This window comes from Clostridium weizhouense (assembly GCF_019431045.1).
GTDB classification, from domain to species: Bacteria; Bacillota; Clostridia; order Clostridiales; family Clostridiaceae; genus Clostridium; species Clostridium weizhouense.
Genome location: NZ_JAHXPT010000011.1, coordinates 83,297 through 106,733, shown reverse-complemented (window position 1 = coordinate 106,733; position 23,437 = coordinate 83,297). Strand labels below are relative to the sequence as shown.

19 protein-coding genes, 1 pseudogene, 1 riboswitch and 1 other annotated feature are annotated in these 23,437 nt (G+C 27.5%); of the genes and pseudogenes, 2 read left to right on the top strand and 18 right to left on the bottom strand.

What is annotated here, in order from left to right; all coding sequences use genetic code 11:
* Nucleotides 1-5: 5 nt before the first annotated feature.
* From KYD98_RS13515 to metG (KYD98_RS13485), 7 genes and pseudogenes are all read right to left on the bottom strand, one after another.
* The gene (locus KYD98_RS13515; RefSeq protein ID WP_219780574.1) at nt 6-1,373 is read right to left on the bottom strand and encodes a hypothetical protein; all 1,368 of its coding nucleotides are present in this window, start codon (nt 1,371-1,373) and stop codon (nt 6-8) included.
* Nucleotides 1,374-1,547: 174 nt separating this feature from the next.
* Nucleotides 1,548-2,390: a 16S rRNA (adenine(1518)-N(6)/adenine(1519)-N(6))-dimethyltransferase RsmA gene (rsmA, locus tag KYD98_RS13510; RefSeq protein WP_219780573.1), complete on the bottom strand. Its 843-nt coding sequence runs from the start codon at nt 2,388-2,390 to the stop codon at nt 1,548-1,550.
* The gene (rnmV, locus tag KYD98_RS13505) at nt 2,391-2,948 is read right to left on the bottom strand and encodes a ribonuclease M5 (protein ID WP_219780572.1); all 558 of its coding nucleotides are present in this window, start codon (nt 2,946-2,948) and stop codon (nt 2,391-2,393) included. It abuts the gene before it with no gap.
* A 118-nt stretch (nt 2,949-3,066) separates the two neighbouring features.
* Nucleotides 3,067-4,113, bottom strand: a complete 1,047-nt coding sequence (locus tag KYD98_RS13500) for a resuscitation-promoting factor (RefSeq protein ID WP_219780571.1) — start codon at nt 4,111-4,113, stop codon at nt 3,067-3,069.
* 264 nt (nt 4,114-4,377) lie between these two features.
* Nucleotides 4,378-5,163: a TatD family hydrolase gene (locus KYD98_RS13495; protein WP_219780570.1), complete on the bottom strand. Its 786-nt coding sequence runs from the start codon at nt 5,161-5,163 to the stop codon at nt 4,378-4,380.
* Nucleotides 5,164-5,397: 234 nt separating this feature from the next.
* The gene (gene metG / locus KYD98_RS13490) at nt 5,398-7,041 is read right to left on the bottom strand and encodes a methionine--tRNA ligase (RefSeq protein ID WP_219780569.1); all 1,644 of its coding nucleotides are present in this window, start codon (nt 7,039-7,041) and stop codon (nt 5,398-5,400) included.
* A gap of 234 nt (nt 7,042-7,275) precedes the next feature.
* A pseudogene (gene metG / locus KYD98_RS13485) lies at nt 7,276-9,219 on the bottom strand (methionine--tRNA ligase); the annotation flags it as partial.
* A 132-nt stretch (nt 9,220-9,351) separates the two neighbouring features.
* Nucleotides 9,352-9,588, bottom strand: a binding site (T-box leader).
* 75 nt (nt 9,589-9,663) lie between these two features.
* On the opposite strand from metG (KYD98_RS13485), the gene KYD98_RS13480 reads away from it, so the two are divergent.
* Nucleotides 9,664-9,963, top strand: a complete 300-nt coding sequence (locus KYD98_RS13480) for a hypothetical protein (RefSeq protein WP_219780567.1) — start codon at nt 9,664-9,666, stop codon at nt 9,961-9,963.
* A gap of 84 nt (nt 9,964-10,047) precedes the next feature.
* Here KYD98_RS13480 and dhaM read toward each other — a convergent pair whose 3' ends face one another.
* The 5 genes from dhaM to KYD98_RS13455 form a co-directional block, all read right to left on the bottom strand.
* Entirely contained in the window at nt 10,048-10,437 is a 390-nt protein-coding gene (gene dhaM / locus KYD98_RS13475) for a dihydroxyacetone kinase phosphoryl donor subunit DhaM (RefSeq protein WP_219780566.1), read from the bottom strand.
* 2 nt (nt 10,438-10,439) lie between these two features.
* The gene (dhaL, locus tag KYD98_RS13470; RefSeq protein WP_219780565.1) at nt 10,440-11,078 is read right to left on the bottom strand and encodes a dihydroxyacetone kinase subunit DhaL; all 639 of its coding nucleotides are present in this window, start codon (nt 11,076-11,078) and stop codon (nt 10,440-10,442) included.
* A gap of 27 nt (nt 11,079-11,105) precedes the next feature.
* On the bottom strand, nt 11,106-12,101 hold the full coding sequence (dhaK, locus tag KYD98_RS13465; protein WP_219780564.1) for a dihydroxyacetone kinase subunit DhaK: 996 nt from the start codon (nt 12,099-12,101) through the stop codon (nt 11,106-11,108).
* A gap of 317 nt (nt 12,102-12,418) precedes the next feature.
* A complete protein-coding gene (locus KYD98_RS13460) occupies nt 12,419-13,123 on the bottom strand; it encodes an MIP/aquaporin family protein (protein ID WP_219780563.1) in 705 nt (234 codons plus the stop codon).
* Nucleotides 13,124-13,497: 374 nt separating this feature from the next.
* Nucleotides 13,498-15,351, bottom strand: a complete 1,854-nt coding sequence (locus KYD98_RS13455; RefSeq protein WP_219780562.1) for a sigma 54-interacting transcriptional regulator — start codon at nt 15,349-15,351, stop codon at nt 13,498-13,500.
* Nucleotides 15,352-15,448: 97 nt separating this feature from the next.
* Between KYD98_RS13455 and KYD98_RS13450 the strand changes: the two genes are divergently transcribed.
* On the top strand, nt 15,449-15,943 hold the full coding sequence (locus KYD98_RS13450; protein ID WP_219780561.1) for an FUSC family protein: 495 nt from the start codon (nt 15,449-15,451) through the stop codon (nt 15,941-15,943).
* A gap of 97 nt (nt 15,944-16,040) precedes the next feature.
* Here the strand turns inward: KYD98_RS13450 and KYD98_RS13445 are convergent, their stop codons facing one another.
* From KYD98_RS13445 to KYD98_RS13420, 6 genes are all read right to left on the bottom strand, one after another.
* A complete protein-coding gene (locus tag KYD98_RS13445; protein WP_219780560.1) occupies nt 16,041-17,816 on the bottom strand; it encodes an aminopeptidase P family protein in 1,776 nt (591 codons plus the stop codon).
* 107 nt (nt 17,817-17,923) lie between these two features.
* Nucleotides 17,924-19,657, bottom strand: a complete 1,734-nt coding sequence (locus tag KYD98_RS13440; protein WP_219780559.1) for a Na+/H+ antiporter NhaC family protein — start codon at nt 19,655-19,657, stop codon at nt 17,924-17,926.
* A gap of 118 nt (nt 19,658-19,775) precedes the next feature.
* A riboswitch (Lysine riboswitch) is annotated at nt 19,776-19,949 on the bottom strand.
* 65 nt (nt 19,950-20,014) lie between these two features.
* Nucleotides 20,015-21,625, bottom strand: coding sequence for an ABC1 kinase family protein (locus KYD98_RS13435; protein WP_219780558.1), 1,611 nt, complete (start codon nt 21,623-21,625; stop codon nt 20,015-20,017).
* Nucleotides 21,626-21,798: 173 nt separating this feature from the next.
* Complete coding sequence (locus tag KYD98_RS13430) at nt 21,799-22,131, bottom strand: phasin family protein (RefSeq protein ID WP_219780557.1); 333 nt, start codon at nt 22,129-22,131, stop codon at nt 21,799-21,801.
* A gap of 187 nt (nt 22,132-22,318) precedes the next feature.
* Nucleotides 22,319-22,846 (bottom strand): nucleoside recognition domain-containing protein, encoded by a 528-nt coding sequence (locus KYD98_RS13425; protein ID WP_219780556.1) that lies wholly within the window; start codon nt 22,844-22,846, stop codon nt 22,319-22,321.
* A 15-nt stretch (nt 22,847-22,861) separates the two neighbouring features.
* Nucleotides 22,862-23,437: a nucleoside recognition domain-containing protein gene (locus KYD98_RS13420; RefSeq protein WP_219780555.1), complete on the bottom strand. Its 576-nt coding sequence runs from the start codon at nt 23,435-23,437 to the stop codon at nt 22,862-22,864.

Sequence of the window (23,437 nt, the reverse complement as noted above, 5' to 3'; positions counted from 1 at the left end):
CTCATTTACTGCATTGGAACTACAATAGTAGAATTCTTGAAATCATAGAACATGAGCCAGTAACCTTCATCTCTCATTTCATTATTAGTCCATGTTACAAAACCTGTTTTTCCTTCGTAAGGTTGATCTGAAATATCTTTGCTACCTTGTATTCCATAGACAATATATTTTAATTCTCCTTCTGCATCACATTTATATCCTAATAAAAAGTGTTTATTCTTATTTATATAAGGATAATAATTTAACATTGGATAATATGCTAATGTATATTTATTATAATTAGATATATTACATAAATCATCAATTCCATCTACCGGAATATTGTACCATTTACAATATTTTATACCATCTAATTCTTGCGAATATTTATCAAATCCATCAGCAATTTGTTCAAAATATTCTCCAATTTTTCCTTGTATATTAAAGTCGTTAGAAGATGCACTCTTTATTTTTTCAATATCCTTTTCATATTGCTCAAAATCTGCTCCATCAATTATACTATTTTCCTCAATTCTTCTAGAATTATTTTGTTGTGAATAATCATATGAAGTTGTATCTTTTTCATATTCTTTAGAATCTGTTGCATCTATTATACTATTTTCTTCAATTCTTTTATGATTTTCTTGCCCAATACAATTAGAATCATTTTTTACATCTTCAATAATTTTTGAGCAACCTTTTGTTAATATATCTTTTTCTTTCTTTTCCTCTTTTATTTCCTTTTTCTGTTTCTCTTTCTTTTCTTCATCTTTACATTTTTTATTATCCTTTTTATCTTTCTTATCATATGAATCTTCTAATTCCATATCAATTTTTAATTTATTTTTAGATTTAAGTTCTTCCTTTTTATCTTTCATGCTTTCTTTATTTTCAGATTTAAATTTTATAGATTGATCTTTTGACATTTCAATTTCTAATTTTTCTTTATTTTGAATTTCTTCCTTAATCATTTTGAAATTTTTCCAATTTTCTTTTGGTTCTTCTCCATTCATGAAACCATACATAAGGAAGATATTTTCTCCATTATTAGGTTTACAAATAGCAGCCCCTACTATCTTATCGTAGGATATACCTAAACCAGCTATGTTATTAATATAGTATTCTTTGCTGGTATCTCCCTTTCCAACTTCATTTATTGTTAAAAGACCTAAATTTAATAAGTGTTTAGATTCTTTTTTACAACAGATAAGTACCATGGAATATTTTGATTCTTGTTTTAAATTTTGAGCATAAAAAGATATCTTACATTTGTCACCCTTTGTTTCTACTTTAGCGTATCCAGATAATGCTTTATTGCTAGATGTTAATTTTGCCTTTTCATCTTCCTGTAAAATTATAAAATTTCTATATAATTTATTGTGTGACACCCCCATAATCCCTCCACATATATTTATTCAATACAGTATATGCTTTTATTAGAGGATTATGATTAAATACTATAAATGTTTAAAGCACATTCATTTGTTATTTTTGAATGTGCCTAAGTTACTAATACTATATAAAATATATTATATTTCTTTAATCTATTATTTTTTACGGGATAATTCTTATTTCAATTTATATATACTGTCTGATAACGCAGCAAACTCTTCTAAAGTTAAAGTCTCAGCTCTTCTTTTAGGATCTATTCTAGCATCATTAAAAGCTTCTTCTAATTTTTCTTTAGATAACCCTAATTGCTTAGCTGAATTCCATAAAGTTTTTCTTCTCATATTAAACCCATTTCTTACTATATCAAAAAATAATTTTTCATCTTTAACTTTTACTCTAGGTCCTTCTAATCTATCTAATCTAATAACAATAGAATCAACCTTCGGCCTTGGCATGAAACTTTCTGGTGATACTTTTCTAACTATTTTAGTATTGCAGTAATATTGGACTAAAACAGATAATGAGCCATATTCTTTAGAATTTGGTTCAGCATTTATTCTTTCTGCAACTTCTTTTTGTATCATTATAGTTAAAGACTTAAAATTATATCCTTCTTTTAATAACTTTATTATTATTGGAGTTGTAACATAATAAGGTAAATTAGCTACAAGTTTAACACTTTCTTCATCACCTATAATAGCATTAAAATCTACTTTTAAAGCATCATTATGTATTAATTGAAATTTTTCATGTTCACCTAATTCTTGTTCTAAAATAGGAATAAGATCATTATCTAATTCTATACAAGTAACCTTCTTAGCTTTTTGTAATAGCTTAGCTGTTAATACTCCTACGCCTGGACCTATCTCAATAATAAAGTCTTTATTATTTACATCTGCACCTTCTACTATATCTTCAAGTACTTTATCATCTAATAAAAAGTTCTGTCCTAAGCTTTTAGAGAATTTAAAATTATATTTTTTTACTAAATCTCTTGTTTTTATATCCATCAAATCCATTTAATTTCTACCTGCTTCCAATTGTTTTTCTATTTCTTCTATACCTTTAACAAATTCTTCTTTTGTTATTCCATAATTGTTTAATCTAGATATCATTTGAGTTGCATTTCCATATCCTATTCCAAGTATTTTCCCAAGCATACGTCTTCTTTCTTTTGAAGTTGTATCTCCAGTTAACTTAAAATAAAACATATCTTGCATTGTAAAAAAGCTTCTTTTTTCTTCTGTTGTAATTTTAGCCATTTCAAGAGCCTTTAAAATAACTTCTGGTGAAGCATTTTCTACTCCTATATCTCCATTTTTTAATCCATCTTCCTTAGCAATATATGCATGTTTTATCCCATTTACTCTTTTAGAAATTATTCTTCTAATTTTTTCACCTGCAAAATCTGGATCAGTAAGAACTATTACTCCCTTTCTCTTTTGAGCTTCTCTTATTCTTTCTATAACTTTTGCATTTATTCCAAATCCGCCAACTGCTATTATTTCTGCATCTAGTGCCTTTTTAACAGCATCAACATCATCTCGTCCTTCCACTACAATAACTTCTTTTATCACTTTTATACTCCCTTTCCTTTGTTGTTGAATATCCCTTAATATATAATAGTATATCAAACTTAATTCTATTTAAATAATAAAAAAAAGAGATAACCTCATTGTTACCTCTTACAATACATTACCACTCTCCAGGGTACGCTACCACAAATACACTTACTGGTCTTCTTCCCCAGCTAGAACATTCACTTGATGAATTAAGATATAAATCAATCTTATTACCTTTTATTGCACTACCTGTATCGGCTGCAATCGCATATCCATATCCTTCTATATATACTTTACTTCCTAATGGAATTACTGATGGATCTACTGCAATTGTACTCAAACCGCCTGAATTTCTAACAGGTTTTCTTCCTGTAGCTGTAGTGCCATGTCCACTATATGCTGTTGCAATACAAGATATTTTTTTTCTATATTTTATATCTCCGGCACCTCTACTTGCATATACTTGACCTGTCCCTTTTAAAACTACTTTATTTTGCGGTTCAACAAGAGTTTTAGTACTCTTTACATCCCTAGAAACTTCTACACCATCTTTATACACCACTTGATATGTGATTTGTTTTTGTCCATTAGTTCCTTCTGTTTTAACCTTTTGCACACTACTATCAAGATCTGGATTCTTTTCTACTATTGTATCAAAGTTTATTGTTTGATTTTCTACAACCTCTTTTGTTTCTACCTTAACAAGTTGAACTTTTAAATCATTTTGTATTTCCGCTTCTAAATTCGGTAATACTTCATCAACATCCCCGTTAAATTCGACGCCTTGTTCCTTTAGCGTGTCTGACTCTGCTTTTAACATATCCCTAACAGTATCTTCTGCTGTTTGTAGGGTTATCGTTTTATCATTACTAACAACCTCTACTGGAATAGCTTTCTTAATCTTAATGGTCTCTTTTTCAGATACTCTGGATTCTAATGATGGTTGCACTTTATCTTTTTCAGATAATTCTATTGAATTATCTTGCAACACATCTTTAACAGTCCCTTTATACGTGACAAAAGTTTCCTCTTTACCGTCTATACTTATTGTGAGTGTTTTTCTCATACTCATTACTGTCGCTGTAGAAACAATTGCTATAACAACTGCCCCTAAAATAATTTTTGCCTTCGGACCGTTAGAAAAACTTTTTTTGAAATAATCTTTTAATTTTTCTACCATTGATTTCCCTCCTTTGGCAAGAGCGTCTACTGAATTATATCCTAAAACATGTAATCTTGTCAAATTGATAAACTCTTGCAATGCTTGAACCCTAGTTATAATGCACTCTGTGCATAAAATATAAAAATATAAAAAAATTATGATAGCTATATAAAAATAGGTTCTTCTTCAAAGGTATTCTATCAATGTTATTAAATTTATAAACTATATTAAAGCAGAATCTTAATTAAAATTAAGTATAAATTATATAGTAAATATTTTACATTAAAAATTTCTTCTTATCAACCTATAAAAATTACCATTAAGCTTTAAATTTAATTCCAATGGATCAATTTCCTTAATACTTGCTATCTTATTTATTATATGCTCTATATAATCTGATTTATTTCTTTTACCTCTATTAGGCTCTGGAGCCATGTATGGACAATCTGTTTCAACTAACATTCTATCAATTGGGACTTCTTTCGCAACTTCAACCAATTTTTTTGCATTTTTAAATGTGATAACTCCTGTAAATCCTATATAATATCCTAACTTTAAACATTCTTTTGCAAATTCCACACTTCCAGAAAAACAATGTACAACTCCAGTTACATCTTTAAATTCTTTCATTATTTCTAATGTATCTTTATGTGCTTCTCTATCATGAATTATTACTGGTAAATTTAAATCTTGAGCTAATTGCATTTGCTTTCTAAAAACTTCTTTTTGAATACTTTTTTCAGGATTTTCATCCCAATAATAGTCTAATCCTATCTCTCCTATTGCAACTATTTTATTATTAGATTTTATATACTCCTTTATTTCATTTAAAGTGTTATCAGTAAATTCATTTGCATTTTCAGGATGTATTCCTAATGCACCATATATAAATTCATATTCTTTGGTTAATATATTTGTAGTTTTTAAACTTGAATAAGAAGCTGCACAATTTAAAACACCTATAACACCATTTTCTCTGATTTGATTAAATACCTCTTTTTGATCCTCTATAAATGCTTCATCATCATAATGTGCATGACTATCAATTATTTTAAATAACTTTTCCATAAAACATACCCTTTCACATACTGATTTATATCCTATAATTTGATACAAATTGAAAATATAATTCTTTATTTAAATATATTTATTATTTCTTAATACTGTTGTTAAATTTAAAAACAAATTAAATTTGACACATATTTGACATATTACACTGGTAATATTTAAGTTGTAAAGTAGTTAAAGCATTATTATTTACCCCTTTTAACCATTAATTTATTAATGGTTTCTTGGAACATCTCACCCCCTAAATGGGATGTTCCAATTATTTTTTAATTTTGTAATCTCTTCGGAGATATTTTTTTTATCTATTTTTTCAAATAAAATTTCGATTTCATCTACATTTATTTCTTTTACTTCTATAGGCATCCATGTAGAATTCTTTATTCCTAAGAAACCTCTTATTTTTTGTGCTGAAAATGGCATAAATGGCTCAATTAAATTGGACAGATTTGCAATTATTTGTACACAGTTATAAATTACTTGTTCACATCTTTGTTTGTTATCATGTATATTCATCCAAGGCTTTTCATCATCAAAATATTTATTAGTGGTTTTAACCAAATTTAGAACATCCTTTAAAGCCTCTTTAAATCGACCCTCTTCTATTTTATCTCCAACTTTACAATATATATTAAATAAATTATCTTTTAAATCTTTATCTATTCTACAATCAGGCATTTTTCCATCAAAGTTCTTATTTATAAACATTAAAACTCTACTTACCAAGTTTCCAAATAAACCCACTAAATCATTATTATTTGTTTTTATAAAGTCTTTCCACATAAACTCAGAATCTTTAGTTTCTGGTCCATTTAATATTAAATAATATCTAATTAAATCAGGATTATATTTTTCCAACATTTCATCAGGCCAAATTGCCCAATTTTTTATAGTTGAAAATTTCTTTCCTTCTAAAGTTAGATATTCACTTGAAATTTCTCTCATATTAGGATTCTTTATTCCAAGACCTGCTAAAATAGCTGGAAATATTATTGTATGAAACGGTATATTATCTTTTCCATGTACAAAATATACTCTGCTATCTTCTCCAGACCAATATTCTCTATAATCTTCTTCTCTTTCATTTATACATTTTATACTTGCAGTTAAATATCCCATTAACGCTTCTATCCAAACATAAATTTTCTTATCCTTATATCCTTCTAATGGAACATCAATTCCCCAATTAAAATCTTTAGTTACTGCGCGGTCTCTAAGACCTTCATCTAAATATCTCTTTGCAATTTTTTGTGCATTTTCTCTCCAGCCATTCTGTCTTATATAAACTCTTCTTACATCTTTCTCTAATTTAGATAATGCAAAAAATAAGTGTTTTGTTTCTTTTATTATTGGCTCTGATTTACAAAAAATGCACTGTTTATTTAATAAATCTTCACTCTCTAATATCTCTGAGCACTCATCACATTGATCTCCAATTGCATGAGAACCACAATACGGACAAATTCCTTCTATATATCTGTCAGAAAGATATTCTTCACAAGTTTCACAATATATTTGTTCAATGTTTTTCTCATAGATATACCCCTTATTATATAAATTTAGTATAAATTCTTTTACCTTGTTTGAATGATATTCTGTATGAGTTTTTGTAAAGATATCAAAAGAAAATCCTAAATCTTTAAAACATTTTTGAATTTTTTCATGATATTTCTCTTCTACTTTTTCCGGAGTAAGCCCTTCCTCTTTAGCTTTAATAGTTACTTGAGTTCCATGAGAGTCACTTCCAGATACAAAAACCACATCATCTCCCATTAATCTATGATATCTAGCTAATATATCTCCTGGTAATAATACAGATATTCTTCCTAAATGAAGCTCTCCATTAGGATAAGGCCAAGCATTTCCAATTATTATATTCATACTTTTCACTCCTTCAAAAGTTTTTACAAAAGCAATCTTTTATAGATTTAAAAAGATTGCTTTTAGGCATATTCAAAAAAATAATAAGTCAATCTTTTAGTCTATTTTGTGTCATACTTCATCAGCGAAACCTCGCAATAGCGAGGCTATTCCAAGGCTTCACTTCCTTGTCTGACGCAAAATATCCTCAAAATCTTTGACTTATTATTTTCTTTCATATGCCTTAATTAAAAATTATCTAACTATATTTCCACTTAAAATTTCACCTGGATCTACAACTTTTAATTCACTGTCATCATCAGTTGCTGAACATAAAATCATACCTTGTGATAATTCTCCTCTAAGTTTTACTGGCTTTAAATTAGCCACTAAAACTACATTTTTTCCTACTAATTCTTCAGGCTTATAATATTTAGCGATTCCAGAAACCACTTGTCTTTCTTCTCCAGCTAAATCCACCTTTAATTTAAGTAATTTTTTAGCTCCTTTTATTGGTTCACAAGCTAACACTTTAACAACTCTTAAATCAATTTTTTCAAAATCATCTATTGTGATTTCTTCTTTTATAGGAGTAATTTCTCTTTTAGCTGGTGCTTGTGCTGCCTTTAAAGCTTCTAACTCTTCAAGTTTCTTTTCTACATCTATTCTTGGGAATAAATTTTCACCCTTAACTACCTTAGTTCCAGCTTTTGTTCCATTAAATGCTTTTAATGATTCCCATGATATTTCATTAGTATTGATTTGTTCATTAATTTTCTTAGCTGTATCTGGTAAGAATGATGAAATCATAACTGAAGCAAACCTTAAACTTTCAATTAAGTTATAAAGTACTGTTCCTAATCTAGCTTTTTTACTTTCATCTTTAGCTAAAATCCAAGGAGTTGTTTCATCTATATATTTATTAGCTCTACCTATCAATTCAAATACATGTTCTAATGCTAATGGAATATTTAACTCATCAATAGCTTCTTCAACTTTTTTAGGAGTAGATAATGCTAAGTTTATTAACTCTTCATCAAATTCACCTTTTTCAGCTTGTGGTTGAATTTCTCCTCCAAAATATTTTTCTATCATTGCGACACTTCTTGATAAAAGATTACCTAAATCGTTACAAAGATCTGAATTTATCTTTTTTATGAATATTTCATTATTAAATAAACCGTCTGCTCCAAACGGAATTTCTCTTAATAAGTAATATCTTACAGGATCTACACCAAATTCGTTAACTAACACAACTGGATCTACTACATTTCCTTTAGATTTTGACATTTTTCCACCATCAACAAGTAACCATCCATGACCAAATACTTGCTTTGGAAGTGGTAAATCTAAAGCCATTAACATTATTGGCCAATATATTGTGTGGAATCTTAAGATATCCTTTCCTATTAAATGTACATCTGCTGGCCAGAATTTATTATATAATTCTTTATTATCTTGACCATATCCAAGTGCCGTAATATAGTTTGATAGTGCATCTATCCATACATAAACAACATGTTTTTCATCAAAAGTTACTGGAACTCCCCAATCAAAACTAGTTCTTGAAACACATAAATCTTGAAGACCTGGTTTTAAGAAATTATTTAACATCTCGTTCTTTCTTGATTCAGGTTGAATGAAATTTGAATTTTCTTCTATATATTTGATTAATCTATCAGCATATTTGCTCATTTTAAAGAAATAAGCTTCTTCTTTTGATTTTTCAACTGGTCTTCCACAATCAGGACAATTTCCGTCTACTAATTGAGTATCTGTCCAGAATGATTCACATGGAGTACAGTACCAACCTTCATAGGAACTCTTATAAATATCTCCTTGATCATATAATTTTTTAAATATATCTTGAACTGCTTTTACATGATAATCATCTGTAGTTCTTATAAATTTATCATAACTTACATTCATCATCTTCCAAAGATCTTTAATGCCAGCTACAATTTCATCTACATGTTCTATTGGCGTAATTCCTTTTTCTTCTGCTATTCTTTGGATTTTTTGACCATGTTCATCTGTACCTGTTAAGAACATTACATCGTATCCCGTTAATCTTTTAAATCTTGCTAAAGCATCAGCAGCTACTGTAGTATACGTATTACCTATATGAAGTTTTGTTGATGGATAATAAATTGGTGTAGTTATATAATATGGTTTTTTACATTCTTTACACATTTTAAAATATTCCTCCTTATTTTAAACAATAGTCTTAAATACTATTTCTTTACTCTCTTAATATTTATCAAATAAATCCTATATTCTTAGAATTTATAACTTAACTAAAAAAATCTCTATATAGGTATATTTAACCTATATAGAGACGTATATACGTGTTACCACTCTACTTCTTATCTATTTCACAATAAATAACTTACTAGGTGACCATCATCACCATGCACTATAACGGGTGCTGCCGTAAATCCTTAACAAATATTGCTCGGGAAATATGCTCCAAGTCCATCTTCATGAAAATCCCTTCTACTAACTTTCACCAAACATTAGCTCTCTTTAAAAATTCCTTTTCATTACTCTTCTCTTCATAGCATCTACATACTTATTATAATAGAATAAATATATTTTCATGTCAAATAGTTTAATATATATATTAAAAGGAGGTAATGATAAATGGTGTTAATGATAAATATAGTATATAATGTACAAACTCATTTTAAAGAATTTATGATATCATACCTATTTCTTCAAATTATTTTTATTTACCTTATAATTACAAAGAAAATAAATGATAATAAAATAAAAAATATAGCAAAAATATTTAATTCATTGTCTATCATTATATCAATATTATTTCTTATTGAAGCCATGAATTTAAATAGTTGCAATAAGTATTTAAAACTATTAAGCTATATAATGATTATTTTTAGTGGGTTTATGAGAGGACTATTAGAAAAGCTTAATAATAGATAAATAATTTTGTTGTATTATATATTAAATAAACATAAAAAACTGCATTATATTAAGTTAAAAAACTCAATATAATACAGTTTTTTATTAAGATATTTTATTTAATGACATAGGCTTAAGAACATCTTTTATTTCTGTTAAAGATTTGTTCATACTAGCTTCTACTGCCGCTGTAATTGCTCCTTCTACTAAAGGTGCATCTATGATTTCTACTTTTTCTCTGATATTATCATCTAAAAATTCTATAGCCATTTCTGTATTCATAAATGCACTACCTAAATCAAATAGTACGAGTACACCACTTTCACTATAAACTTCTTCTATTGCACTAGTTATTTTAGAAATATCTGTACCTATTCTTCCATCATTTGTCCCACCCGCATCTACAATTGAAACTTCCGGTGCCATTTGAATAGCAACATCTTTAACACCTTTAGCTATAAAATTACTATGTGATACTATTACTATACCAACCATAATTAATTCTCCTCTTTAGTTAATTTTTCTACTATAGTATTTAAAATTAAGTACATTGAAGTAGCTCCTGCATCAATATGTCCTATGCTTCTTTCTCCAACATAGCTTGCCCTTCCTTTAGTTGCAATTATATCTTTCGTATGTTCCATACCTTTTTTAGCTGCTTCTTTTATTTCAAGTAATACTTCTTTTACAGATTTGTTTTCTTCAATAGATTTTTTAGCCGCTTCTATTGATGGTGATAAAGTATCAATCATTGTTTTTTCACCTTCTTGACCTTTACCTCTCATTTTTATTCCACCTAAAGCTTCTTCTAAAACTTTAATAAAATCATTTATATCCATTTCATTTTTTTTATTAACTACCATAGCTGCTTTCATAAATGCAGTTCCATATAAAGGGCCTGATGCTCCTCCTACATTAGAAACTAAAGCCATACCTGAGTTTTTTAATATATTTCCCAGATCATCATCTGGTAAATCTTTTACCTTTTCAATAACAGCTTTAAATCCTTTACTCATATTTAAGCCATGATCTCCATCACCTATTGCTGCATCTAATTCGCTTAAATATAATTTATTCTCTTCTATAATTTTTTCTATCTCTATTAGAATATCTTTTACTTCTTTTACTGTTACCATAATTAACCCTCCTCTAATATCATGTTATTATATAACCTTAAGTCCTGGAGTATCAGCTTTTGCATCAAGTAATTCTTTAAGTTCATCATCAAGTTTTAATATTGAAATAGAACATCCTGCCATTTCTAATGAAGTCATAAATTCACCAACAAAAGTTTTATGTGTACTTATGCCTTTATCTTTTAATATTTCATTTACTTTTTTATTTATAATATATAACTCCATATATGGTGTTGAGCCTAAACCATTTATCATTACAGCTACATCATCACCTTTAGCTATACTAATATCATCTAAAATTTTACTTAATAAATGTTCTGCAACCTCATCTGCAGTAGAAATTTTTTCTCTATGAGTTCCTGGTTCTCCATGTATACCCATTCCTATCTCTATTTCATCTTCACCTAATGAAAAGTTAGCTTTTCCTGCTGCTGGTACTATACAAGATGATAAAGACATTCCCATACTTCTTACATTATTTATTACTTTTTCAGCAACTGCCTTTACATTTTCTAAATTCCCACCAGATTCAGCTTTTGCTCCAGCTATTTTATGAACAAATACAGTTCCAGCAATTCCTCTTCTTCCTGCTGTATATAAGCTATTTTCTACAGCTACATCATCATTTACAATTACTTGTTCTACATTTATACCTTCCATCTCTGCCATTTCTTTTGCCATTTCAAAATTCATAACATCTCCAGTATAATTTTTTATAACAAGAAGAACTCCATTCCCATTATCTGTAGCCTTAATTGCTTCATATACCTGATCGGGAGTAGGTGATGTGAAAACTTCTCCACAGACTGCACCATCTAACATTCCGAAGCCAACATATCCTCCATGTGCTGGTTCATGTCCACTTCCACCACCACTGACTAATGCTACTTTTCCTTCGGCTTTTTTACTTCTTACCAAAACATTAGCATTCTCTAACTTCTTCAAATACTCTGGATGTGCTGCCACAATTCCTTCTAACATATCTGATAAAACATTGTTTGGATTATTTATTAACTTCTTCATTATTAAGCGCCTCCTAAATAGTATAATAATTATTATTAAATTTTCTTTAATAAATTATTCTTTAATTTAATATGTACTTACTTAGTTATAAAAATATTATTATTAAACTATTTTATTTAGATCTATAATCCTATTTATAGTTTAAACACTCTGTATATTAGATCTTAACTATCTAACAAATTTAATATATTAATTTTTATTTGTAAAATATCAGTATTATGTAAATTAAACATATAATAAATCATATAATTTAAGTCTTGCTAGATTAATCCTAGCAAGACCTCATTTTTTATCTATTTTTTAAATAATTTATTATACTATACAATTGCTTGATATAAGAATGCACCTATTAATCCACCAACAATTGGAGCTACAACTGGGATCCAAGAATATCCCCAATCAGAATCTCCCTTTCCTGGTATAGGTAAAATAGCATGTGCTATTCTTGGTGATAAATCTCTGCAAGGGTTAATTGCATATCCAGTAGGTCCACCTAAACATAGACCTATAACGAATATTAATCCACCAACTGCTAAAGTATTAAGTCCTGGTGCCATTTGAACAGCTCCTAAGCCCAAAATACCAAATACTAACATAAATGTTCCAATAACCTCACCTATAAAGTTAATTCCCGTATTTCTTATAGCTGGACCTGTTGCAAATACACCTAATTTAGATGCTTTGTCTTCAGTTGCTTTAAATTGATCATAGTACATAATAAATACTAAAACAGCTCCTAAGAAAGCTCCTAAGAATTCTCCCGCAAAATATTCTGGTACTACTGACCAAGAAACACTTCCTATTGCTGCAAGTGCAATAGTTAATGCAGGATTAAAGTGAGCTCCACTATATCCTCCAAAAATAAGTGCAGGAATTGCAACTGCTAAAGCCCAACCTGTTGTTATAACTATCCAACCTGATCCTGTGCCCTTTGAATCTTTTAAAACAACGTTAGCAACAACGCCATCTCCTAGAAGGATAAGTAACATTGACCCAATTAATTCAGACATAAAAATTGACATAAATAATACCTCCCATATTATAAATTATTTTATTTACACTTATTATTAATAGCAATTGCCATGCCAACTTGAATTAATTGTTAAATTTAAGACAAACAGTAGTGTCTACATATTATATCCCCTATATTATTTTGGTGATATTATATTATGTTGGTCAAAATTCCCAATTGAAAACGTTTGTATTGTGCTTTTTTACCAACTATCGATGTTTATTAAACGTATTACTATTTATCATATATACATATATTCTATATTTTTATTTCTTTTTTATGTATTTTTTGTATTATTTTGTATTATGATGATTTATAAATACTAATTACATACTAAAAATGACACAATAATATTAATAGTATATTATTGTGCCATTTTATTTTTTATATTGTCCTTTTTTTCCAATAAGTTGTCTTTTCTAAGCCAAATTCTTTTGCTTTAGCTGCTATAGTTTTATGATTAAGTCCTAAGGCTTTTCCTGCTGCATTAAAACTTCCATACTTTCTCAATGCTTTTTCTATTATCATTCTTTCATATACTTTCATAGGTAACACTTCTTCTACATTTTCTATAACATTTAATATTTCGCCTCTTTGATAGCTTATAATATCCTCATCCTTAAATATTTTAATATTACTTTTACTTGATTTTAACGTTTTTTCCTTTATATATAATGGGATATCTTTTAATGTAATAATATTGCTTTCATTTAATGCTAATATTCTCTCTATAACATTTTCTAATTCTCTTACATTTCCATTCCATGAATAATTTATAAAAGTATTCATCACATCTTTTGAGACTTGCTTATGTTTGTTATCTTTTTGAAATTTATTAATGAAATGTTTAACCAATATCGGTATATCTTCTACTCTATCTTTTAATTCAGGAATAAATATAGGAATTACATTTAATCTATAATATAAATCCTCTCTAAACTCACTTTTTTTAATCATTTCTTCTAAATTTCTATGAGTTGCTGCTATAACTCTAACATCAACCTTTATAGTTTCTTCTCCACCAACTCTTTGAAACTCTTTATATTGCAAAACTCTTAAAATTTTTGCTTGAGTATTTTTATCCATTTCACCTATCTCATCCAAAAATATTGTTCCATTTTGAGCCAACTCAAATTTACCAAGTTTTCTCTTTATAGCTCCTGTAAAAGATCCTTTTTCATGTCCAAATAACTCACTTTCTATTAAATTTTCTGGTATAGCAGCACAGTTCACTCTTATAAATGGCCCTTTATCTCTCTCACTTGCATAATGTATTCCCTCTGCTATAAGTTCTTTACCAGTTCCACTTTCCCCTCTAATAAGCACAGTTGCAGAACTTTTAGCGGCCTTTGTAGCTAATAATAATATTTCTATAATTTTTTGACTATGTCCTATAAACTTATCAAATGCCTTATGAGGTTTATTTATTATATTTAAATTTTCTTCTAAAACCTCTTCATTTTCAGATATATCACATGAATTTTCTGATAATATTGAAATACCTCTTACTTTATTAACCGTTGATAATATTCCAATAATATTATTGTCTCTAATAATTGGATATGTTGATGAAATAATATTTTTCTGTTTATTTTTTACTTTTTCTATATAACTTTTACCAGTTAAAAATACTTTTTTTCTTATCCCATTTGGAGAAACTTCATTAATATGCTTTCCTAATATGTTTTTATCTTCTTCAGATATGTTCAAATATTCTGAATTAACATATGATATATATCCATCTTTATCTAAAAAACATATGCCTTCTTTAATAGAATTTAATATTATTTCAAATTTATCTCTTATCTTTTTCGTAGCTATTAACTCTTCATTCATTTGCTTTATTTTAGATATATCTTCAAATATAATCACATTTCCTTTAAAAATTCCATCTAAACATATTGGACTTATTTTTCTTAAAAGTACTAATTCTTTACTATCTTTTTTTAAAATATATACTGAAGATTCTCCATTTATTAAATGTAATCTTGAATTAGGAATACATTTTTCTAGGAATTTTCCTGCTACATTTTCACTTAAGACTCCAAATATATTTTCTGCCTGTTTATTTAACAAATTTATTATATTATTTTCATCAATAACTAATACTCCATTTGATATATTGTTAAAAATATACTTCATTATATTAAAATTCTTGTTTACAATTGAATTATTATCAATATAATCGATTTCATTAATGTTTTTTGGATTAATATTTATCTCCCCAATCATTCTCATATATACACCTCTAAATCTACTACTCTCCCAATATATAACTTTTGAACACAAAAATATTATTATGTTATAATGTTTTCAAAATAGGAGGAATAATACTTTGAAGAATTTTAAACTTCCCAAAATAGGACTAAGAAATTTAAAAACTGCTCTTGCAGTTTCATTATGCATGATAACTTTTAAAGCTTTTCATCGCACTGATTCATTTTATGCTTGTATTGCTTGTGTTGTTTGTATGAAAGATACTGTCTATAATTCTTTTCATATGGGTAAAAATAGACTAATTGGTACTTTTCTTGGTGGATTACTTGGTATTCTCTTCATATATTTAAGTACGTTAATCCCATTACTATTTAATATAACTTCTCTAATTACAGGTTTAGGAATAATTATAGCTATTTATGTATGTACATTATTAAATAAACCTGCTTCTGTTACTATTTGTTGTATAGTATTTATTAGCATAATAGTAAATCATCCTGGAAAAGCTTCTTATTCATATGCTATTGGTAGATGTATTGATACTGCTATTGGTATAATTATAGCAGTATTTATAAATAAATTTATACATCCACCAAAGGAAAAAATATTTTAATCTAATATCTATTAATGTTAACTTAAATATAATTTTATTAAAGAAACTAATAAGTCTTAATACTTTAACATTGACCTATTAGTTTCTTTAATGTATGTTATATCTCCTTAGTCACTTCTCTAAGGAATCTTTTTTCATCTTCATTTAAATATGGACTTAATTTTTTATAAGTTTCACTATGATAATTATTTAGCCATATTTTTTCTTCATCACTTAATAGGGATTTTTCTATTCCTTCTATATCTATAGGACAATATGACATTACCTCAAATTTATAAAATTCACCAAATTCTTCATTTATACAATCTTTAACAACAAGCATTACATTTTCTGTTCTTATACCATGCTTTCCTTGTCTGTAAACTCCAGGCTCATTAGTTAATATCATTCCTGGTTCTAATGATACTTTATTAGGAAGTGGACTTATCATTTGTGGTCCTTCATGTACACTTAAGAAAAATCCTACTCCATGACCAGTACCACATTTATAATCTATTCCTTCATTCCACAAAATTGTTCTAGCTAATACATCTAAATTCGATCCTGATGTACCCTTTAAAATTTTAGCTTTCATAAGATTAATATGAGATTTTAATACTAGTGTAAAATCTCTCTTTTCTTCTTCTGTTAATTTTCCTAAAATAAAACTTCTTGTTATATCTGTAGTACCATCTAAATATTGTCCGCCTGAATCAACTAATAATATACCTTCTGGCTTTAATTTATATGCACTTTCTTCAGTTGCAGAGTAATGCATCATAGCCGCATGATCTTTATATCCTGCAATTGTACCAAAACTTTCTTCAACAAAAAGATCTCCCATTTTTCTAAATTCTAGTAATTTATCAGCAGCAGTAAGTTCTGTTATTTCTATATTTCCAACGTTTTCTTTAAGCCATTTTAAGAATTTAACCATTGCTACACCATCTTTTATTTGGCAGTTTTTAAGATTTTGTATCTCTATCTCATTCTTTATTGCTTTTAAACTTGTAGTTATATTAGATTGTTTTATAATCTTTACATTTTCTTTTATTAATGTATATATATATGCACTTACTTTATTAGGATCTATAACAACACTATTTTCTATTTTCTTAACATCTTCAAATATTTGCTTATAGTCATCTACTCTAATACCATTTAGATTTAATTTAGTTTCATCATCTTTTGAAAGTTTACACTTATCAATATATAAAATTGATTCTTCTTTATTTATAATTGCATAAGCTAATGCTACTGGTGTATTTTTCACATCATTCCCTCTTATATTAAATGTCCATGCAATATCATCAAGTGAAGAAATAATATATGATTCTGCTCCTATTTTACTCATTTCACCACGTATTTCTTCAATCTTTTCTTTAGCAGATTTACCACAATATTTTACATCATGTAGAAATGCCTTTTCTTTAGGTAACTGTGGTTTTTCGCTCCATATTTCTTCAATTAAATCTTTATCCATTACTATATTTATATTTTTTGTATCTTTTATTTTCTTAAATGCATCATATTGATTAATAGAAAATAATCTTCCATCAAACCCTAAAATTTCTCCTTCATTTATATTATCCATTAACCATTCTTCTAAAGTCGGCCAACCTGGTATCTTCATTTTATAAAGTTCTATACCTGAATCTTTTAATTGTTGTTCAGCCTGAATGAAATATCTTCCATCTGTCCAAAGAATTGCTTTTTCTAACCCTATTAAAGCAGTTCCTGCAGATCCTGTAAATCCTGTTATATATGCTCTTGACTTAAAATGTTCTGCAACATATTCACTTTGATGAAAATCTGAACTAGGAACTATATAATAATCTATATTTTCTCTTTTCATTATTTTTCTTAAATTTTCTAGCCTATCTAATACTCTCATATATTTCATTACCTTTCTTAATAATAATAATTACCCAACTCTTAAAAAAGAGGATACCATTAATGGTATCCTCTTCATTATATCATAATTTGAACTAAATCTTACTGCTAAATATTATTGTTTTCATTAGAAATATCAACTGGTTTTCCAATAAAGTATACTGATACAATTATAGCAATAACAGCTATAGGTAACACTACCCAAATTGGCATTCCTAATCCTGCTGGAATATATCCAAACAAAATAGTTATTAAAGCTACAAACACTGCATAAGGCAATTGAGTTTTAACATGTTCTATATGATCACATCCTGCACCCATCGAAGACATTATTGTTGTATCTGATATTGGTGAACAGTGATCACCAAATATAGCACCTGTAAGCACTGCACTTACACTCATAATTACATAATTTATATCAGGTGATATTGAAAAAGAAAGTGGAATAGCAAGCGGCATTAATATCCCCATTGTTCCATATGCTGTTCCTGTTGCAAATGATATTATTGATCCTAATATAAATATTATACTTGGAAGTAAAAACATAGGAACAGTATTAGAAAGTTTACTAACTAAAAATGCGGCTGTACCAAGTTCCTTTATAACTGAACCTAAAGACCATGCTAATATTAATATAACACCTGTTATAATAAGTCCTTTCATTCCATGTATCCAGCTCTCTATTGCTTCTGATATAGTAAATATTTTTTTACATACTGACATTAATATAGCTACAATTGATGCAAATAATGCCGATTGAAATAATGCTACTGCTGCATTCGATGCTGAAAATGCTTCTCTTATTGCTTCAAATGATGCTGGTGATGTATTTAAAAGATTTTGTAAATTAATATTATCTCCAGCCATTATTTCTGTATAACCACTATAATAAAAACTAGCTAATGCTGAAAGAATTAATGCACCTATAGGAATTATTGCATTCCAAATACTTAACTTAACCCCTTCTTTAACTTCAATTTCATCTGCCATTTGTTTGTCTATAGCAATTTCTTTATTTAATTCTGCTTTGCCATTTCTAGCTTTAAGTTCTGCTTTTCTCATTGGACCAAAATCTTTAAGCATAAGAGAAGTTATAACTACGAACACTAATATTAATATATTATAAAATCTATATGGAATAGTACTTAAAAATATCCCAAAAGCATCCACTTCTTGACCTATGCTTGCAAACCCATCTTTTATTAATCCTAATTCTAATCCTATCCATGTAGAAATAAATGCAATACCTGCAACTGGTGCTGCTGTCGCATCAATTATAAAAGCTAATCTTTCTCTTGAAATTTTCATTTTATCTGCAACTGGTTTCATTATAGGTCCTACTATTAATGAATTTGCATAATCATCAAAGAAAACAAAAATCCCTAGTAGCCAAGTAATTATTTGTGCACTTTTAGGCGTCTTAGCTTTTTTAGCTAATGCTTCTGCAACAGCTTTAGCTCCTCCCATTTTACTAACTAAGCTAATAACACCACCGATAGCCATAACTTGCAGTACAATTCCTGCATTCCATGGATCAGCCAAAGAATTTAATGCTCTTTGGACAACATCTAAAAATGATTGAATAAGAGCATAAAATATATTATTTCCTGATAAATTTAATATGAATGCTCCTGATAAAATACCAATAAATAATGATATTACAACATCCTTAGTTATAAATGCTAATACTATTGCTATAAGTGGTGGAATAATAGTAAACCAACCAAATTTCACTGCATTTACAGCAGACACATCAACCTCCTCTGCAAAAACAACTGTTGATGTCATAAATAACATAATAAAAGTTAATAAGAATACATAATATTTTTTAGAATTTTTCATTTTTTCTCCTCCTCTTATTTTTGTGAACAGTTAGAGGTGCCTCATAAATAAAAAAACCTTGAGTGGTCATAACACTCAAGGTTTTATAATACATAGTCTAAAAAGACTTTAAAATTCCATGAATGATAGCTCACCACAAAAAACTTGTGACAGTCTTATACATATTTTGTATAAGCCCAGCTTTATAACCTTAAAACATCAGTTATACGCTTCGGCAAAATTTCCTTTCCTATTACATCATTGTGTTTACCTCAATAATAGTACTATTAAATTTTGCGCCTCTACCTCTTAATATATTCACTATTAAATTAATAACTATTATACATTATATTAGATTTTTTTCAATATATACTTTAATTATTTCTTAAAATAAAATTTTTTATCTATTATCATAGTTATAAAAAACCAAAGTATAAATACTACTGATATTAAATATCCTATAATCCTAATTAAAGATATTCCATTATATGTTGGTTCAATATTATTGCTTATTATCATAGATGATCCAATTATTAATGCAGCTACTAGTATTCCTATAACAACTTTATTTATCATTCTATTTATTTCCTTAAAAATAGAATTTTTATCACCAATTGTTAATTGTAATTTTCCTTCTCCTACACATAGCTTATTTAATAATTCTACAGTTTTAGATGGAATCTTTATTGTATCTCTTCCAAATGAATATAATGAAATTAATAATTCCTCATCTTGTAAAAATTTTAATATTATTTCTTTATTTTCATTTTTAACAAATATTATCACAACATCTATAATTTCTAATTCTGGATCAATTTCTGCGATAACACCCTCTAATATTATTATAGTCTTAGTTAAAGATATTAACTCTCGTGGTAATTGTATATTATTTCTATTAGCTAAATCAAATATTTCCTGAAACAATATAGATATTTTTATATTCTTTATAGATGTAGATAAATATGTATCAAATATGTATGATACTCCATCATATAAATGTATTTTATTTACTTTACCCTTTTTTATTGAAACTGATAATATACAATCTACTAATTTTTCTTTATCTTTTGTTGCTATAGCTAGTATAGCCATATTTAGCATTTTCTTCATCCAATCATTTAATCGTCCTACTATTCCAAAATCTATAAAACATATTTTTCCACAATTTATTAATAAATTTCCTGGATGAGGATCACCATGAAAAAAGCCATCTTTAAATATTTGTTTACAATATGATAGAGCTAATTTTTTTGCAATTTCTTTATTATCATATCCATTTTTATAAAACATATCTAAATCATTTATTTTAAATCCATCTATTTTTTCTAATATTATTACTTTTTCACTTAATAATTCATTTACTATATAAGGAGCATACACTGAAGCTGACCCAATATTGTTTTCTCTAAACATATCAATATTTTTCGCTTCTAGTATAAAATTCACTTCTTCTTCAGTCATAGATTTGATTTCCTGTAATGCCTCTATAACATCAATTGGTATAACTGAATTAACTTTTGTAAATTTAAAAATTCTTATTAATATAGAAATATCTAAATTAATTTTTTCACTTATATCTGGCCTTTGTACTTTTATAACTACTCTTCTATTATCTTTTAAAACACCCTCATGAACTTGAGCTATAGATGCAGATGCTATAGGTGATTCATTAATATATTTAAAGTACTCATCTATAGAAATATTTAATGACTTTTCTAAAACACATTTTATTGTTTGGAAATCTTCTTTAGGGGTGGAATCTTGTAGTCTAGTCAATTCCTCAAGGTATTCTTTAGATACAATATCTGGCCTTGTACTTAGTATTTGTCCCAATTTAATAAATGTTGGTCCTAGCTCCTCAAATGCTTTTCTTAGATTTTTAGGGGATTTTTTTTCTCCAACATGTTTATTATCAAAAATATACCCAAATCCATATTTAGCAAAAACTTTTATTATCTCTTTAAATCTTTTTGAAGACTGTTTATTCATAAAACATTCCTCCTAAAAAAGCTGTCTTAAAAATTTCTATTAAGATACATGGAATAAAACAATAAATCAAATATAGGAATATGCTGGCCTATTATTTTTTGAATATGCCTAAATTAAGACACTTCTTTATCTAACTAGACACATCAAATAAAATAATAATTAAAAAGCGTGTCTTAACTTTCTCTAAATTTTTCCTCTAATGATTTAAGTCTATTTTTAAGATCTAATAATTCTTCTTTAGTTGCAAAATCAAATTCTTCTAATATTTCATACATCTCATCCTTATTAATTGGTTTTATATCTTTAAGTTTTTCAGTTGTTTTAATTTTTACATTATCTGTTTTCTCTTTTAATTCTTTCTTTAATTCTTCTGATAACTCTTTTCCTTCTTCTATAGTTACCTTTCCCTTTTCAACTAATGAATTTATAATTTCATTAGCTTTTTCATAAGTCATTGTAGTTGCCCCTACCATAGCAACAAATAATTTTTTAGCTTCATTAACCATTAAAGATCCTCTCCTATACTTTATAGTTTGACTAAAGAGCTATCTCAAAAAATATAATCTTACTATATTTAAACAAAGATTTATATATTATATTAATTTTGAGAAATCCTTTTGGGATATTTTTAAAAAAATGTCCTTATATTTTATTTATATATTAAAATTACTTAAATATTAATATATATTTAAATTATTTAAAAATAAATAAATTAACTATAAAAACAGCCATAATTATAGCAGTTAAATCTGCGAAAATAGCTGCCCATAATGTATGTCTTATTTTTTTTACTTTTACTGCTCCAAAGTAAACTGTAATTGTATAAAAAATTGTTTCTGTTGTTCCCATAATAACAGAAGATATTAATCCTATTTTAGTATCAGCACCGAAACTTTTTATAATATCTGTAAACACGCCAATTGCTCCACTCCCCGAAAGAGGCTTTATAATTATTAAAGGTATTATCTCTTTAGGTAACCCTATTAAATTTCCAACTGGTGCTATTAAGTTATTTATAATATCTAACAATTTAGCTTCTTTAAATATTTGTACTGCAATTATCATAGCTAATAAATATGGGAATATTCTTAAACATACATTTAAGCCTTCCTTAGCACCTTCTACAAACCATTCATACACTTTCTTTCCTGAGACCATACCATAAGTTATAATTATTAAAAATATTATAGGAATTATACTTCTACTTAAATAATTAAGCATATAAGTCCCCCCTTTTTAAAAATACCTTTGTAATAATTTACAACAAAGAATTCCAACAGTAGCTGCTGTTGCAGTTGATATCAAAGCTGGAACTATTATTATTCCAGGGTTAGCTGAATTACATGCAGCTCTTATGGATATAATTGTTGAAGGTACTAATTGTATACAAGCCGCATTTAATACTAAAAAAAGTGCCATATCATTTGATGCCTTTCCTTTTTCTTTATTAAGTCTATCCATTTCTTCCATAGCCTTAATTCCAAATGGTGTTGCCGCATTTGATAATCCCATCATATTAGCTGTAAGATTCATAACTATAGCACCCAATGCTTTTTCATCCCTGGCAGCTTCTTTAAATATAATTTTTAATAAAGGCTTTAAAATTTTAGCTAATTTATCTGTTAGTCCACTATTTTCTGCAACCTTCATAACTCCACACCAAAAGCACATAATTCCCGTAAGTTCAATAATAAATTTAACTGTACTTCCCGATGAGTTAACTATGGCTTTAGAAATTATTTCTCCATTTCCAGTTATTAAACCAACTAGAACTCCAAGAAAAATCATTAAAAACCAAATATAATTTATCAT

Coding starts and splice junctions, on each gene's coding strand:
- KYD98_RS13515 (WP_219780574.1), bottom strand. CDS start 1,373: ATGGGGGTGTCACACAATAAATTATATAGAAATTTTATAATTTTACAG.
- rsmA (WP_219780573.1), bottom strand. CDS start 2,390: ATGGATTTGATGGATATAAAAACAAGAGATTTAGTAAAAAAATATAAT.
- KYD98_RS13500 (WP_219780571.1), bottom strand. CDS start 4,113: ATGGTAGAAAAATTAAAAGATTATTTCAAAAAAAGTTTTTCTAACGGT.
- KYD98_RS13495 (WP_219780570.1), bottom strand. CDS start 5,163: ATGGAAAAGTTATTTAAAATAATTGATAGTCATGCACATTATGATGAT.
- metG (WP_219780569.1), bottom strand. CDS start 7,041: ATGAATATAATAATTGGAAATGCTTGGCCTTATCCTAATGGAGAGCTT.
- KYD98_RS13480 (WP_219780567.1), top strand. CDS start 9,664: ATGGTGTTAATGATAAATATAGTATATAATGTACAAACTCATTTTAAA.
- dhaM (WP_219780566.1), bottom strand. CDS start 10,437: ATGGTTGGTATAGTAATAGTATCACATAGTAATTTTATAGCTAAAGGT.
- dhaL (WP_219780565.1), bottom strand. CDS start 11,078: ATGGTAACAGTAAAAGAAGTAAAAGATATTCTAATAGAGATAGAAAAA.
- dhaK (WP_219780564.1), bottom strand. CDS start 12,101: ATGAAGAAGTTAATAAATAATCCAAACAATGTTTTATCAGATATGTTA.
- KYD98_RS13460 (WP_219780563.1), bottom strand. CDS start 13,123: ATGTCAATTTTTATGTCTGAATTAATTGGGTCAATGTTACTTATCCTT.
- KYD98_RS13455 (WP_219780562.1), bottom strand. CDS start 15,351: ATGAGAATGATTGGGGAGATAAATATTAATCCAAAAAACATTAATGAA.
- KYD98_RS13445 (WP_219780560.1), bottom strand. CDS start 17,816: ATGAGAGTATTAGATAGGCTAGAAAATTTAAGAAAAATAATGAAAAGA.
- KYD98_RS13440 (WP_219780559.1), bottom strand. CDS start 19,657: ATGAAAAATTCTAAAAAATATTATGTATTCTTATTAACTTTTATTATG.
- KYD98_RS13435 (WP_219780558.1), bottom strand. CDS start 21,625: ATGAATAAACAGTCTTCAAAAAGATTTAAAGAGATAATAAAAGTTTTT.
- KYD98_RS13430 (WP_219780557.1), bottom strand. CDS start 22,131: ATGGTTAATGAAGCTAAAAAATTATTTGTTGCTATGGTAGGGGCAACT.
- KYD98_RS13425 (WP_219780556.1), bottom strand. CDS start 22,846: ATGCTTAATTATTTAAGTAGAAGTATAATTCCTATAATATTTTTAATA.
- KYD98_RS13420 (WP_219780555.1), bottom strand. CDS start 23,437: ATGATAAATTATATTTGGTTTTTAATGATTTTTCTTGGAGTTCTAGTT.